The organism is Clostridium fessum (assembly GCF_027698965.1).
Taxonomy (GTDB): Bacteria; Bacillota; Clostridia; order Lachnospirales; family Lachnospiraceae; genus Otoolea; species Otoolea fessa.
The window spans coordinates 208389-222837 of record NZ_JAQEQF010000004.1; the positions used below are offsets into that span (position 1 = coordinate 208389).

The 14449-nt window shown below is 43.9% G+C and carries 15 protein-coding genes; 5 read left to right on the top strand and 10 right to left on the bottom strand.

The window, feature by feature from the left end; all coding sequences use genetic code 11:
- The first annotated feature begins 205 nt into the window (after positions 1 to 205).
- From uvrB to PG862_RS07240, 3 genes are read left to right on the top strand one after another with little or no spacing between them, the layout of a single operon-like run.
- Entirely contained in the window at positions 206 to 2197 is a 1992-nt protein-coding gene (gene uvrB, locus PG862_RS07230; protein WP_118467275.1) for an excinuclease ABC subunit UvrB, read from the top strand.
- A 52-nt stretch (positions 2198 to 2249) separates the two neighbouring features.
- Positions 2250 to 3020: a threonine/serine exporter family protein gene (locus PG862_RS07235; protein WP_107001060.1), complete on the top strand. Its 771-nt coding sequence runs from the start codon at positions 2250 to 2252 to the stop codon at positions 3018 to 3020.
- Positions 3017 to 3463 carry a threonine/serine exporter family protein gene (locus PG862_RS07240; RefSeq protein ID WP_227589434.1) on the top strand — a complete coding sequence of 149 codons (447 nt, stop codon included), beginning with the start codon at positions 3017 to 3019 and terminating at the stop codon, positions 3461 to 3463. Before PG862_RS07235 ends, PG862_RS07240 begins: the two co-directional genes overlap by 4 nt.
- Here PG862_RS07240 and PG862_RS07245 read toward each other — a convergent pair.
- On the bottom strand, positions 3417 to 4361 hold the full coding sequence (locus PG862_RS07245; RefSeq protein ID WP_270706956.1) for a DUF5688 family protein: 945 nt from the start codon (positions 4359 to 4361) through the stop codon (positions 3417 to 3419). The genes PG862_RS07240 and PG862_RS07245 overlap by 47 nt on opposite strands.
- 1178 nt (positions 4362 to 5539) lie before the next feature.
- A complete protein-coding gene (locus tag PG862_RS07250) occupies positions 5540 to 6520 on the bottom strand; it encodes a radical SAM protein (RefSeq protein WP_118524417.1) in 981 nt (326 codons plus the stop codon).
- A gap of 143 nt (positions 6521 to 6663) precedes the next feature.
- Here PG862_RS07250 and PG862_RS07255 point away from each other — a divergent pair, with 143 nt between their 5' ends.
- Entirely contained in the window at positions 6664 to 6810 is a 147-nt protein-coding gene (locus PG862_RS07255; RefSeq protein ID WP_243017769.1) for a hypothetical protein, read from the top strand.
- Here PG862_RS07255 and PG862_RS07260 read toward each other — a convergent pair.
- From PG862_RS07260 to PG862_RS07270, 3 genes are all read right to left on the bottom strand, one after another.
- Positions 6807 to 7370: a DNA-deoxyinosine glycosylase gene (locus tag PG862_RS07260; protein ID WP_118467285.1), complete on the bottom strand. Its 564-nt coding sequence runs from the start codon at positions 7368 to 7370 to the stop codon at positions 6807 to 6809. The genes PG862_RS07255 and PG862_RS07260 overlap by 4 nt on opposite strands.
- Before the next feature lie 562 nt (positions 7371 to 7932).
- The gene (locus tag PG862_RS07265; RefSeq protein WP_107001055.1) at positions 7933 to 8172 is read right to left on the bottom strand and encodes a hypothetical protein; all 240 of its coding nucleotides are present in this window, start codon (positions 8170 to 8172) and stop codon (positions 7933 to 7935) included.
- A 58-nt stretch (positions 8173 to 8230) separates the two neighbouring features.
- Positions 8231 to 8734 (bottom strand): GNAT family N-acetyltransferase, encoded by a 504-nt coding sequence (locus PG862_RS07270; protein ID WP_107001054.1) that lies wholly within the window; start codon positions 8732 to 8734, stop codon positions 8231 to 8233.
- Positions 8735 to 9049: 315 nt separating this feature from the next.
- On the opposite strand from PG862_RS07270, the gene PG862_RS07275 reads away from it, so the two are divergent.
- Positions 9050 to 9307: a DUF6061 family protein gene (locus PG862_RS07275; protein ID WP_009321643.1), complete on the top strand. Its 258-nt coding sequence runs from the start codon at positions 9050 to 9052 to the stop codon at positions 9305 to 9307.
- A 133-nt stretch (positions 9308 to 9440) separates the two neighbouring features.
- On the opposite strand, the gene PG862_RS07280 is transcribed toward PG862_RS07275, so the two are convergent.
- From PG862_RS07280 to PG862_RS07300, 5 genes are all read right to left on the bottom strand, one after another.
- Positions 9441 to 10760 carry an MATE family efflux transporter gene (locus PG862_RS07280; protein WP_270706959.1) on the bottom strand — a complete coding sequence of 440 codons (1320 nt, stop codon included), beginning with the start codon at positions 10758 to 10760 and terminating at the stop codon, positions 9441 to 9443.
- On the bottom strand, positions 10750 to 11208 hold the full coding sequence (locus PG862_RS07285) for a MarR family transcriptional regulator (protein WP_009243743.1): 459 nt from the start codon (positions 11206 to 11208) through the stop codon (positions 10750 to 10752). Before PG862_RS07285 ends, PG862_RS07280 begins: the two co-directional genes overlap by 11 nt.
- 155 nt (positions 11209 to 11363) lie before the next feature.
- Positions 11364 to 12113 carry a DUF6040 family protein gene (locus PG862_RS07290; protein WP_270706961.1) on the bottom strand — a complete coding sequence of 250 codons (750 nt, stop codon included), beginning with the start codon at positions 12111 to 12113 and terminating at the stop codon, positions 11364 to 11366.
- Positions 12052 to 14103 carry a MobA/MobL family protein gene (locus PG862_RS07295; RefSeq protein WP_456298766.1) on the bottom strand — a complete coding sequence of 684 codons (2052 nt, stop codon included), beginning with the start codon at positions 14101 to 14103 and terminating at the stop codon, positions 12052 to 12054. Before PG862_RS07295 ends, PG862_RS07290 begins: the two co-directional genes overlap by 62 nt.
- Positions 14103 to 14417, bottom strand: a complete 315-nt coding sequence (locus tag PG862_RS07300) for a hypothetical protein (RefSeq protein WP_015540600.1) — start codon at positions 14415 to 14417, stop codon at positions 14103 to 14105. The genes PG862_RS07295 and PG862_RS07300 overlap by 1 nt, the downstream gene beginning before the upstream one ends.
- Positions 14418 to 14449: the final 32 nt, after the last annotated feature.

A 14449-nucleotide genomic window follows, 5' to 3' on the forward strand; every position in this document is an offset into this window, starting at 1 on the left:
CAGAAAATTCCTACCTGTGAACAGTTATCTGAAATCGAACGTTTGTACTGATTTGTTTTGCTTTTATGTATACATTCATGGGTGGATTTGGTATAATAGAAATACTTAATGGGATTTTTTGTGTACTAGGAAATTCCTTGGAATCCCCTATTACACAAAAAGGCACATTCTTTATTTGTGAATTATATCAAATCAGGAGAAAGCAATGGATCATTTTGAGTTGGTATCAGAATACAGCCCGACCGGCGACCAGCCGCAGGCGATTGAAAAGCTGGTGGAGGGCTTCAAGGAAGGAAATCAGTTCCAGACATTACTGGGGGTAACGGGCTCTGGCAAGACGTTTACGATGGCAAATGTGATTCAGAAGCTGAATAAGCCGACGTTAATTATTGCACATAATAAGACGCTGGCAGCCCAGCTTTATTCGGAAATGAAGGAATTTTTTCCCAATAATGCGGTGGAATACTTTGTCAGCTACTATGACTACTACCAGCCGGAGGCTTACGTCCCGTCCACGGACACATACATCGAGAAGGATTCCTCTATCAATGACGAGATCGATAAGCTGCGGCATTCAGCAACGGCGGCGCTGTCGGAGCGGCAGGATGTGATTATTGTGGCATCGGTTTCCTGTATCTATGGTCTGGGAAGCCCGATCGATTATAAAAACATGGTTATTTCCCTACGCCCGGGCATGGAGAAGGACCGCGACGAGGTCATTCACAAGCTGATCGACATTCAGTACAGCCGGAATGACATGGATTTCAAGCGAGGTTCGTTCCGGGTGCGCGGCGATGTACTGGAGGTATACCCGGCGTATTCGGGCGGCGATGCGTACCGGATTGAGTTTTTCGGGGATGAGGTAGACCGGATCACAGAGATTGACACGCTGACGGGCGAGATCAAGGCGCAGTTAGGACATATCGCGATTTTCCCGGCATCGCATTATGTCATCCCGAAAGAGCGGATGGAGATTGCGGCAAACAATATTTTAGAGGAAATGAAGGAGCAGGTCGCTTACTTTAAGAGTGAGGATAAGCTTCTGGAGGCACAGAGAATCGCGGAGCGGACGAATTTTGATGTGGAAATGATGCGGGAAACAGGCTTCTGTTCCGGTATCGAGAATTATTCGCGTCATCTGATTGGTTCGAAACCGGGAGAACCGCCGTGTACGCTGATGGATTATTTCCCGGATGAATTTCTGGTGATTGTGGACGAGTCGCACATCACGCTGCCGCAGGTGCGCGGTATGTACGCGGGCGACCAGTCGCGCAAGAAAACGCTGGTGGAATATGGATTCCGCCTGCCGTCGGCGCTGGATAACCGACCGTTAAATTTTGAAGAATTTGAGAGCAAACTGGATCAGATTCTCTGCGTTTCAGCAACACCGGGCGAGTATGAGGCAGATCATGAGCTTCTGCGGGCAGAGCAGGTGATCCGTCCAACGGGACTTCTTGATCCGCCGATTGAGGTGAGACCGGTCGAGGGACAGATCGACGATCTGATTTCGGAGGTCAACCGGGAGGTGGATCGAGGGTTTAAGGTGCTTGTTACGACGCTGACAAAGCGGATGGCAGAAGACCTGACCGACTATATGCGCGATGCGGGAATCCGCGTCAAATATCTGCATTCGGATATTGACACGTTGGAACGCGCCCAGATTATCCGGGATATGCGTCTGAATGTCTTCGATGTGCTGGTCGGCATCAACCTGCTTCGTGAGGGTCTGGATATCCCGGAGATTGCGCTGGTGGCGATTCTGGATGCGGATAAAGAGGGATTCCTGCGTTCGGAAACGTCCCTGATTCAGACGATCGGCCGAGCAGCGCGAAATTCTGAGGGGCATGTTATCATGTATGCAGATTCGATCACGGATTCGATGCGGGCGGCGATCGAGGAGACGGAGCGAAGACGCGCGATTCAGCAGGCGTACAATGAGGAACATCACATTACGCCGACGACGATCAAGAAAGCTGTCCGGGATCTGATCACGATCTCGCAGGCAGCCGAACCGGTTACGAATAAGGTAACGAAGGATCTGGAATCGATGGATCGCCAGGAATTAGAAAAACTTGTAAAGGAACTGACGAAGAAGATGAATCAGGCGGCAGCCGAGCTGAATTTCGAGGAAGCGGTCGTGTTGCGTGACCGTATGGTAGAGGTCAAGAAAATGTTGCTGGATTTGGAAAATTCGTAACTGTTCAATACTTTCACAGTTACGAAAATTCATAAATCAGAGGGTGGTTGGTATGGAATATGGCGCGCTGATGGAGATGGCGGTCCGGGCGGGGGAGATCATGCTGGCGAGCGGAGCGGAGGTCTACCGTGTGGAGGACACGATTCACCGTATTTTAAAGCATTCAGGGATTGCACGGGCAGATGTGTTTGTCGTGACGACGGGGATCGTGGCGACGATTGCGGATGCATCACTTCCGCCGCTTACCTTGGTAAAAAGGGTGGAAAACCGGGCAACGAATTTGAACCGCATCTATCAGGTAAACAATGTTTCAAGGGAATTTTGCAGCGGAAAATTGTCCGTCGGGGAGGCGCAGGAACGACTGGATCGGATTGCTAATACGACATTATACGGATTCTGGAAGAAATGCATTGGCTATGCGGCAACGACGGGATTTTTTGCGGTGATGTTTGGAGGCGGTCCGGGCGAATGCCTGGTGGCGGCTGTCGTGGGAGTCGTTCTTGCGTTTGTCCTGCGGGCGGCGTCCAACCTTATGCTGAATGATTTCTGTCAAAATGCACTTGGCTCGTTTGCACTGGCGGTTGCGGCGTATCTGCTGCGCCGTGGGGCATTTCTGGGAATGAGCCTGGATGTAGTGATTATCAGCGCAATCATGCCGCTGGTGCCTGGGGTCACATTTACGGCGGCAATCCGCGATACGCTGAATGGGGATTACAGTTCGGGAGTCGCGCGGATGGCGGAGGCAGTCGTGGTGGCGCTGGCGGTTGCGTCGGGCGTCGGTCTGGCGATCGTGGCAGTCCGGCTGGCGGGAGGATCGGTATGACAGAGATGATAAGAGAATTGATGATCCAGAGCGTGGGGGCATTTCTGGCGGTTTTTGGTTTTTCCCTGCTGGTCGATATGCCGCGGAAATATCTGGTTTATGCGGGCATTACCGGAGGTGCCGGATGGCTGGCGTACCTGGTATCGATGCAGGTGGGAACCTCGCAGGTGGCGGCGGCATTTTTTTCCAGTCTGGCAGCGGCTCTGCTGAGCCAGGTATTTGCACGCGTGTTAAAAGCGCCCGTCACGATCTTTCTGGTGGCAGGAATCCTGCCGACGGTGCCGGGCGCATCGATCTACCGGAGCGTCTATTTTCTGATACAGGGACAGACAAAATGGTACAATTTTTATCTGATCCAGACGATCCAGATAGCGGGGGCGATGGCGGTTGCCATCTTTATTGTGGATTCACTGTTCCGTCTGCTCCGGAATAAAGCGTCGTAGTGGAACTGGGCGGCAGGTAGAGACAGCCCTGAATCCTGCTAAAATAATAAATATGATCTGACAGGCGGTCTTCAGCGGGCACATCCGACTGATTGATCGCCTGAACCATTTCATTGAGTTCTTCCGGCGGAAGAGAGACGTTGCTGGGAGTGAGAAGCACTTCATGGATGCTGGACGGAAGGATAATCAGATCTTCGCCCAGGCTTTCGGCAAACTCTTTTAAGACGCGGGGATAGAGCATGCAGGCAGCGCCGTTGATGCCGCGCGAATTTGTCAGAACGTAGAGAGCGACCGATGGAAGAGCTTCCGTTTCAACGATGTCCTCCATTTCGAGCTGATTGAGGGTGGATTCGATGGAGCTGATGTGGTACGGCAGTATGCGAGGTGTATTTTCTTCCGCCAGTATGCCGATCTCTTCCAGAGAAATATCCCACAGGGCAAGATGGTCGCTGTGTACCAGGGTCGTCATCTGTCCCTCCTCATTGTCAGTGAGGATCAGATAGAAAACGATCGCCAGATCGAGATACGGAATATGTGGGATGTGGGAGAGAAGCACCTTATTTTTAGCGGCGTGGATCAATTTGTAGGCAATCCGGCCGCGTACGGCATCAAAATCACGCAGTTCCTCGCAGATATCCTCCGAAAATCCTGGATTTGTCTCATACACCATCAGGATCTGATCGGTAATAATGGAGAGCGGCATCCCTTCCTCCGCTTCATTATAGTAGGCGTTCAGATAGACAGTCGGTGATAACCGTGAGCCGGGTTTCGTAAAGCTCAGCCCGTCGAGCATCAGTCCATTATTTTTCAGAACCCGCCGCAGGGAGACGTTGGCTTTTTTATCGAGGCGCGTCTGCACCATCGACTGGATTGTTTTCAAAAAAGTTTCATAGACCATAGAGTACCTCCTGAAATAAAATTGCAGATAGGGGATGCCCGCTTGCTCATGTAGGTTAGAATTTCAGCAAAATGAGAAACAGTTTCCCCGTGTGAATAAGTTTTAAGGAATCAAATCAAGAAGCAGTCATGAAGTTTGAGATGTGAAGAAAGATTGCTTAGTGATTAAAAAATAAATAAAAAGTTCAGAGATTTAGCGTTTACCTTTTGAGTGCGTAAGTATGAAAATAGTCATGGAAATCATCGAAAAAACTGAACATGAGAATCGCAGGAACCAGTAAGATGTGAAAAAATTGCCTGCATATAAAGAAGCAGGTGCCAAATGCACCGATATCATGATTATACTGGAAAATGGGAAGATTGGCAAGAAAAATAACAGGGAAAAAAGTGAAGTTCTGGTTGCGGATTGTTACTGTACACGGGTAGGCACTTTTGGAACCGAAAGTGCCGTAAGAAAACGTGGTGGCAGCAGGAATTTGCCGTATTTAAATGCGAAGCCACGGCAAATTCCGTTACTGGACACGTATGCGTGTACAGTAACTGCGGATTTGTTGCTGTTCACGCATACGTTCCCAGTAACAGTTTGCATGACGCTCATAATGTGTGAACGATGGTAAATAAAGAGATAAGATGGCGCAGCTGCGAGATGAAAACTAATAGCTGGCATTCATGGTGGAAATAAAACTGAAAAATAACAAGAAAATACAAAATTAGTATTGACAAAATGCGACATATGTATTAGAATAAAACCATCAAAAGAAACAAGAAATAAAACAAAAAAAGAAGGGAGCTGATTCCACCGAAAACATAAAACTGGTTCAATTTTTTAATAAAAAAATTGAACAAAGGAAAACCAAAATCAACAAGTAAAAATCAGTCAATCATCTATCATACATATTTAGAAACAGGATTCGGTTTAGTGATATGACGAGAAAGTATCATTAAAAAGAAGCGTTTTTTAAAAGAGAGATAGATAAGTGAAAAAAGAAAAAAATAAGATTGAACGATTCAGAAATTGTTGAAAAAGGAATCAAAATTGAATAAAGGAAAAGTTCAAAGAAAGAGGTATCATCCAATGGACGAGATAGTTTAAAGGGTATCGATAAAATGTCAATTTATCGATACCCTTTTTTCTGGTTCATGGAAAAGTATCAAGAAGGATTTTTTCTTATATAAATATCAAATCCCCTGCAACTCAAACGGCGGCGTGTATTCTTCTTTCGCGCTGCTTTTTTCCTGCATAAAGCCCTGTGTGAGTCCCAGCTCAATCGCGGCATCGACGACTTTCTGGTATTCGTAGCTTGTGATGCGACGGTTGATTTCCGGATATTTGTTGCTCTGGTAGAAGGGGGTGTACTGGCTCATAAGGCTTACCAGAAAATGCCCCTCCGGGAGGTTGTCGTGAATCCAGTGGAGCAGGCGGATGGAATCGTCTTTGTGTTTCGGAAGAACCATATGCCGCAGGATCACGCCGCGCTTCATGAGCTGGCAGGCCTGACCATTTTCAGAGAAATCTTCCAATACCAGCGGACCGGTGTGCTCGATCATCCGTTTGACTGCTGCGGAGGCAACCGGAAAATAGTCCGGGGCGGCGGAATAGCGGGCGGACAGTTCGGAAGAGTAATATTTTAAATCCGGCAGCCAGATATCGATATAGGGAGCCAGCGCATCAACCGCTTCCAGCGTCTCATAACCGCCGCAGTTGTAGACGATCGGGATGGAAAGCTGCGGTTTGACCCGTTTTAAGACAGGCAGTAGCGACGGAAGGTACTGTGTCGGTGTCACCAGATTGATATTATGCGCGCCCTGTGCCTGCAGTTCCAGAAAAATTTCCTCCAGGCGCGTTTCAGAAATATCTTTTCCAAAGCCTTCGCTGCTGATCTGGTAGTTCTGGCAGAAACAGCAGCGCAGCGTGCAGCCGGAAAAAAAGATGGTACCGCTTCCGTGCAGACCGCTGATACACGGTTCCTCCCACGGATGAAGCGCCGCGCGTGCCGCCCGGATACCGGCAGGGCTGTGACACCAGCCCTGTTTTTTGGTGCGGTTGATCTGACAATTTCGCGGACAGCAATGGCAGCTTTCGTAGGAATAGGCGGCTGGTTCAGAGAACTGGACAGGCGAGCCGGCACTTGAATTAGGGAGGGGAATATATGTGTTCATAGGTTTTGCTTCCTTTTTTTATAAGATTTTTTGTAAAGGTAATTCCTTCAAAGCTTTTTTACATAGTTCAAATCTGTGTTGAATCTGAAAAATCGATCGTTATAATGTATTTATTCTACTAAGAAAGATAAGCAGTGTCAAATGTGATTACATTTAATACGAAAGGGCTGGACTTTGCACTGACGGCACTGTTTGTAATGATTTTTACGGAACAGTGGATCGGACAGAAGCGCCATTGGCCGGCAGGGACTGTATTTTATATGATTCTGGTGCAGATGGTGTTTGTTTAGATGATGCGTGTTTTTGCCTCGCGTGCGTTGCCATCGGAAGCAGTGTTTTTTGTTTCAGATCCGGGTTTCCCCAGGATCTGGTTGATACATTTCCAGGCATCTGTCAGCCGGTCGAGGTTCCAGGCAGCGTTGGCAGGGCTGGTGGACGGCAGTTTGATTGCCTCAATGCCAGTCTGTTTACGGCAGAAGCGGTCGTACATTTTTCCGGACAGCCCGCCGTTTGTGTAAATCGCCTGGATGGAAGCGTGATCCAGGATAGAGGCGAGGTCGTTTGGAACAACATCGCGGATGGAACTGTCGCTGGATCCTTCGATGGAACAGCTATGGATGGTGTCCCAGACGGCGATGTGGTTCCGCAGCAGAAATTCCTTCTTTTCCTCGATGGAGGATGGAACGTCTTCCTTTCGCAGGCGCGCTAAGAGCTTCCAGAAACGATTCTGTGGGTGCCCGTAGAAAAAACAGCTTTCTCGGGATTTGACCGACGGAAAGGAACCGAGGATCAGGATGCGGGAGTCGGCGTCAAAAACAGGCGGGATTGGGTGGATGATGTGGGATGGCATGGTGGAACCTCCTTTTTGCGGATTATTGTTGTCAATTATAATAAATACGAAATCAATTTTCGACTTTGATCTGGCTTCATTTGGTGCATGGACATGATACTCACGAACCCGCGCTATCGCGCGCTACCGCCCTGCTTCGCATGGCTGTTTGTTCGGTAATGGCGCAAGAAAAGAATATGTCTGCTTCGCAGCCGCATTCTTTTCTTCTGGGCTCATTATACCATGACCACTAAATTCGTGAAACACCTCATTAAGTGGTCAGGCATATGTTCTCACTAGACTCGAAAATACCTCGTCAAGTGTTCACATTATATCATAGATCAAAAATGATAGAATGTTTTTTTGAAACTCCCTTTTTACAAAAGTGTGTCTGATGCATACTAACTCATAATTATACGAAACACCACACTTTTATTCGTTTTCTATTCATTTCCGGCTAATGGGTATTCATTTTTACTCTAAGTTATCATGCAATTTATTAGAATGGAATTTTTGAAAGAGCCAGCACCTTGAATGGGCTGACTCTTTCAATGTCACCTGTAATTGACAAACTGGAATTGTTCTACTTCTTTATCTTTTTAATATCCTGATACAGCCCATATCCCAGAAACAGGATTCCAATAATAAACGCAATACCAGCCGCTATTGCTAAAAAAGGACCTACATATTCAAGACCTGCTGCAAATAAAGTGGCATTCCACGAAGCTACTCCACTCATAAATATCGCAGCAGAAATATATCGTGCAGAAATTAAAACTGCTGACATGAAACAGAAAATAGCACCTACAATTTTGTTTTCCATTTAAATCACCTCCAAATTCCGATTTTTCGTTCTCTGTGACTTCCCAATAAACGGGAATTTATCGTTTTATTCTGGTATAAAACTCTTTTTCATCTTGGTGATGAATATAGGCCCCATTTTTAATCTGCACACGCAAAGATGCCATATTATCCCTATGAACAGACATATATATTTCGTCTTCTTTAATAATGTGCCAGGCTTTTTCGATTGTCAATCTCAACCCTTCCGAGGCGTATCCCTTGCCTCTGAATTCTTTCTTTATTCCATATCCTATATGGCCTCCTCCGTTTGCAAGTGCAGGAGTAAGGTAATGACGCACGCGAAATAATCCTACTATTTTCTCATCATCCCATAAGAAAAAATCCGTTTCTGGAACCCATCCATCAGCCAGATCAATTCCCTTTTCAGCATTAATATAACCAGGTAATATTTTTATTTCAAATTCCTTTCTTGAACATCCAGACGCAAAATTCGTAAATCCATTTTCATTGGAAGGGGTATTAGTAATAAATTCGTATTCCTTTTCAATATCTTCCAAATTAGCTGATTTTAAGTACAACATAAAAAGCTGCTTCCTCCTATTTTTCTCAAAGAGTTCGGTCAATCCCGATTGAGATTTCACCTGTTTTAAGAAATTTAATAACTGTTATATTTTATTATTAAATTCTTCGCAACCCCTTGAAAACACTGGATTTGTCGCAGGTGAGCTTTCCCTTATTATTTCCCTTGTGTTATATCGTCCCATCAGTGTTTATGCACTCTGATAAGGGCAAATACAAGGGCAAGAAAAATCTATAAGACAGTATAACACAAAATAAAAGTGACATGGTGAACTGATTGAAATGCTTCTTAATTTTTGCTACTACTGATTGATTAAATGATAAGGAGATGGGATACGATGAGAACAATATTTGCAGAATACAATCCACAGTGCAACAGCATTGATGTATATACTAATACGGGCTATATACTCCGTATTGATTGTTGGGAAGCAGAAAAAAATTTAAGAACCACACCTGGATCTGATTGTGCTTTGACATCGCTTGCAATCGATGAGCCATTAGAATATGCAAGGTTATATCTTGATGGGAATTTACAGATGTGGGTAGATGCTGAAGATTCATTAGAGTTATGATTATTCCAATCAAAATCTACTAGAATTTATTAAAAATTAGCTTCATAATTTTAAAAGGACAGCCCTATTGCTATGAGGCTGTCCTTAAAAATACAATAGATAAACCTAGATTATTCTTGCTACTATCTGATTGTTAAATTTTCTGTATTCCATATTGCAAATCTCCCTTTTCGCAATATTTTATTAGTATGAATGCCAGAATCGCTGAAAAAACACGTGCCAATACCGTACTCCACCATATCATAATCTGTCCACCAAATAAAGGTGGTAAAACAAGCATAAATATCAGCATCAATACTGGTTCAATGAATGTAAGAATGTATGACAATCCACTTTTTTCAGTAGCATAAAATCCAGCTATCGCTATTCTGGTAATCGCAACAAATGGTAATGACACTAAAAATATAGGTACAATTTTAGAAATCTCAATACTTACTTCATAAGAAGCTCCGAAATCCCCTCCAATATTTGCTCTGTTTACATACATGATAATTCCACCACAAACAGCAAGAATTATTGCAAAAATGTATGCCATTCTCTGAACTCCTCTCAGGCTTTCTTGATCCTTCTCACCATAAAAACGGCTCATTAAAGGTTGACTTCCATCACCTACGCCCTGCAATATGAGATATATGATACAGATAATATAGGATACACATGCATAAGTTGCAATAGCTTTTTCTCCCCCATAAGAAGCGGAGAATCGGTTTATAAACACCAATGAAATATTAGGAGTCAATGCTAGCCCAAATGGTGCAAGACCTACTCTGAATATAGCGCCACACATTTCTTTTACATTTTTTAAGGATACATACACATAAAACTTTTTATTATATAATGCGTATATGATTGCAATTGCTGCAGTCACACCCTGTCCGGCTATTGTAGCTGTGGCTGCACCTTTCATGCCCATTTCATATATCCATACAAAGATAAAATCCAGAACAATATTGGTTATGAATCCACCAACCATCGCAAACATTGACCAGAAAGAGTTTCCATAATTTCTAATGAATGGCATCATTCCAGTTCCAAGAATCTGCAATATTGCTCCAAGTGCTATAATTTTGATATAATCTGTCGCATTTGTTAATATAATTCCATCTGCTCCAAGCAATCCTAAAATTTTAGACGAAAAGGAGTAAATAATTATGGTACTGATAACACTTACTATTACAAGAAGCCACCAGCTTGTAGCAATAAATTCTTCTGCCCGTTTTCCTTTCTTTTCTGCTGCATTAATTGAGTAATAAACAGCTCCTCCCATACCAATTCCTGTTCCAAGAGCCTGAATCAAAGCCTCAATCGGATATGCAATATTAATAGCCGAAAGTCCAGCATCTCCTATGGTATTGCCTACAAAATATCCATCCACTATCGCATATATTCCTGATAATGCAAATGCTATAATAGATGGAATAACATATTTAAAAAATAATGATTTATGATTCATTTTTCTTACAATCTCCTTCCTTGAAAAGTCTGATAAACAGCTCTGTATTATCATTAAGACTTTCTATATTCTCTAATCCCATTTTTTCGATTACATATATTTCTTTTGAGTGCAGTTTTTCTATGATATCTTTCGTATATTCCATTCCTGATTCTGTGAGGCATATCAGCTTATTTCTCTTGTCTGAATCATCAGATACCATATTGATGTATCCTTTTTTCTGAAAATCTTTTAGTATCGTATTTACCGTTTGCTTAGGTATATTCCATTTTTCACTTATCATTTTCTGCGTGCATCTTCCATTACTTTCATAAAATGAATGCAAAGCAAAAACTCCATTTGAAGACAGTCCCTGATCCTTTGACCATTCCTCATACATTGCTGTACATTCTTTCCATAAAGCATAATATCGTTGCAACTGTATTATCATATTATTATCTTTTCTCATCTTTTTCCTCCTTAAATTAGTACGAATCCGGACCTTTGTATTATAGTCCGAGTTTGTACTAATTGTCAAGATTTATTTATATACTTTTTCTTTATATAAACAATCAATAGTCCCTTACTAAGGACAGGAAGATTATGAAATTTCCCTGTCCTCTTTTAATAATATCCTCGTTCTTCCATCCAGTCTTTCACATAACATCTGATTCCAATATAAATAATATGCGACAGTAATAGCAATACAATAAGATTTATCGGATTAGCGTTTTTAATCCATTCTCCAAAGTAAATTACAACAGCTGTACTCGTTATCGCTACCACGATACTGATGATATCCCAACAATATTTCCGGTAGATTTTTCCTACCTGATAACCAATCCCGATTATCAGCCACCCGGTTATTACGAATAAAATTGCCATGACAGTACCGGCAATCAGCCAGTACGCAATCCCGGAAAGAATACTGTTAGGTATTCCACTGCTTAACTGTCCGAAAGAGTCTGCACCTGTCACAAACTCCCGAAATAAACTTCCCATTCCTTTTCCTAACGCACCGAAAAAGACGATACAGTCGTTAAGGAAAACCGGCGAAAGAATCGCAGTAAACAGTGTTGTTGTTATGCTGTACCATGCCAGTAGAAACAAGATACTTTCATAACCAATCGTCATATTTTTATATTTCTTTTCTAACTGGCTTTTACGGCTATCGCATTTTTCTTTTGCTTTCCGGTAAGCAGTACGGTCACATTTTTCACATTTCTCATAAGGCACTTTTTTCTCAACAGCTACCTCTACCGTCTTTTGGTGTGTCTGTGCATAAAGTTTTTCCTGCTCTGCTTTTTCATACTTAAATTTCCATGCCACGGCTTCTGCGTCGGCTCTTTTCCTGCTGTCTGTCTCGCTGGTCAATCGTTCCTCTGTTTGCCTTAATCTTGTCCGCAATGCTTCGATATTCTCGGCTCTGTTTTCGCTGTTCAATTTCTCGTTCAAGGTCAGCGATTCGCTTAGCTGCCTGTTTAGTTCCTGGATTGTCTGGTCTTTCTGATCCAGTTCGTCCTGCATCTGTTCGGTCATCAGCAGAAGTTCTTCCACCTGCCCGACGTTCTCTAAGTTTCTGCATTCGCTCATCGATCTCCCTCGCTTTCTCTATCTGCTGTTTAAGGTCAGCAATTCGCTGTTCTGTTTCTGCAATAAGCTGTTCTCGTTGTTCAGCTTCTGCGTTAATTCCTGCCATTGCTGATTCTCGTTTTCCAACTGTTCGATTCTGGTTTTCTGTTGCTCGATCTGTGAGAGCAGTTCTTCTGTATCTGGCAAAAGATTTAGCAGCCTGGATAATTCGCTGTTTAAGCTTTTTAAACTCTGGTTCTGCTCCTGAAAAGACAGGAGCTGCCTGTCCCGTTCCTGCAATTCCTGTACCATCTCTGCCATAAGATTCTGCTGTTCCTCGATCTGGTTTATCATTGTCTCCATCATGGGAATGACTTCCCGGCTTTCTTCTAATGTCACGCAATCGCTCCTTCCATTGTGTTAATGCACTGGATACTTTTCCAAAAGAAATCTGTATTTTATCCAGCAGTGCATTTTGTCTTTTTATGATCTGGTTTTCCTCTACTTTCCATGAAGTAGAGGATGTCTGTCCGTTTTGAAATTTCTCGTCAATTTTTCTGGCATCTGCGCCCTCATGGATCGTCGGTATCTCTAATTTTCCCTGCCTTGCATAAGAACGATGGTCAATGTGATTTTCCGTTTTCAAATGTGCATTACAGACGTTTGCCCATTCGCTCCGCCATAGCTCACAATTTTTCGGATTGTTCCACCCGGTAGCATCGGTTAATACACGTTTCCACTGTTTGCGGTTCCTTGTCCCGACTTTCTGGACTCCATTTTCATCAAGTACGGGGATTCGGATTCCATGACGGTCAGGGTTCTTTTTATCCTGCCACCAGTCCGGATGGGATTCATCCACCACAATATTTCCATTTTCATCTCTGACAAACTCCCAATCCTTGATTTCTTTGTTACCCCATGAGTGGTCTGAATTGAATGGTCGCATCGTCACCAGTAAATGCACATGGGGATTACCATCTCCTTTATCGTGGATACTCCAATCCGCACACATTCCCTTATCTACAAAGGTCTTTTGAATATATTCAGTTGTATAATCAATCTGTTCCTGTCGGCTCCATTCTTTCGGAAGTGAGAACTCAAATGACCTGCCGAGTTGTGCATCTGAACTTTTTTCTATCCTCAAGACTTCATTCCATAAACGCTGCTTCTGAAAAGTAAGTTTGAATTTTTCCAGTGCAGCATTTTGGTTATCTGCCCTTTTATATCGGACAGATTTCTGGAACCGTCTGATATTTTCAGCAGGTACATTCTGCCATTCCTGTGGTGCATTTTCACACATCAGCAGGCTGGTATAAACGACTTCTTTTTTTGAAGTATAGTAGCTGATCCTGCCTGTTTCTTCATTTTTCATCACATCGCCATTGAGATAAGCAGACGCCGATATGATGGATTTTCCTTTGCTGCGTCCAACAATCTTTACTGTATAATGAAAAATCGCCATGCTCCGTTTCCCCCCATTCTGCCGTATCCGGCTTTGATTTCCGGCAGGTAACGTTTTTCCTAAAAGAAAATGGTATCTGCCGGAGCACCCTCTGCGTAAGAGTGCCCTGTGCATAACAGCCTGCATGGAATGTGCCCCTCTGGCGAAGAGTGCCTCCTGCGGCATGAGCAGGTCTGGCTGAAAGCCCCGCCGACGGAACGAGCCCGGCAAGCGTAAGCGCAGACCGGTTGCCACCTGTGGCAAACTTATACGGACGACCTCTGGTTGTCCATAAGTGCGCCCTTCATAAAAAAGCAATGAAGGGAATGGAAACTCCACTCCCTCCGGCATTACACTTCCTCCGTATTCGCAACTGGCTCTTTTTGCATTGCCTTTGAGAAGAATTTCCCATTTGCTTCCTGCCTTTTTAAGAAGCCGACCAGCTTCGGAATATCTTCTTCCTCAATCGCAGAACCAATCACTGATTCCACCGCACCGCCAATCTGACAGAGCCTGTGGGTTCGTTTTTTTGTTTCCGCATCTTTCTGACGTTTCTTCAGTTCCCGTTTCTGTGCTGCGTACTGTTTCGCTTTTTCAAGGCTTTCCTGTTCTCTTTTTTCCAACTGGAGCAGACGCTCCTCATAACTCTTTGTTGATCTTGCCATAAATATCATCGTCCTTTCTTTTTTCTACCAAA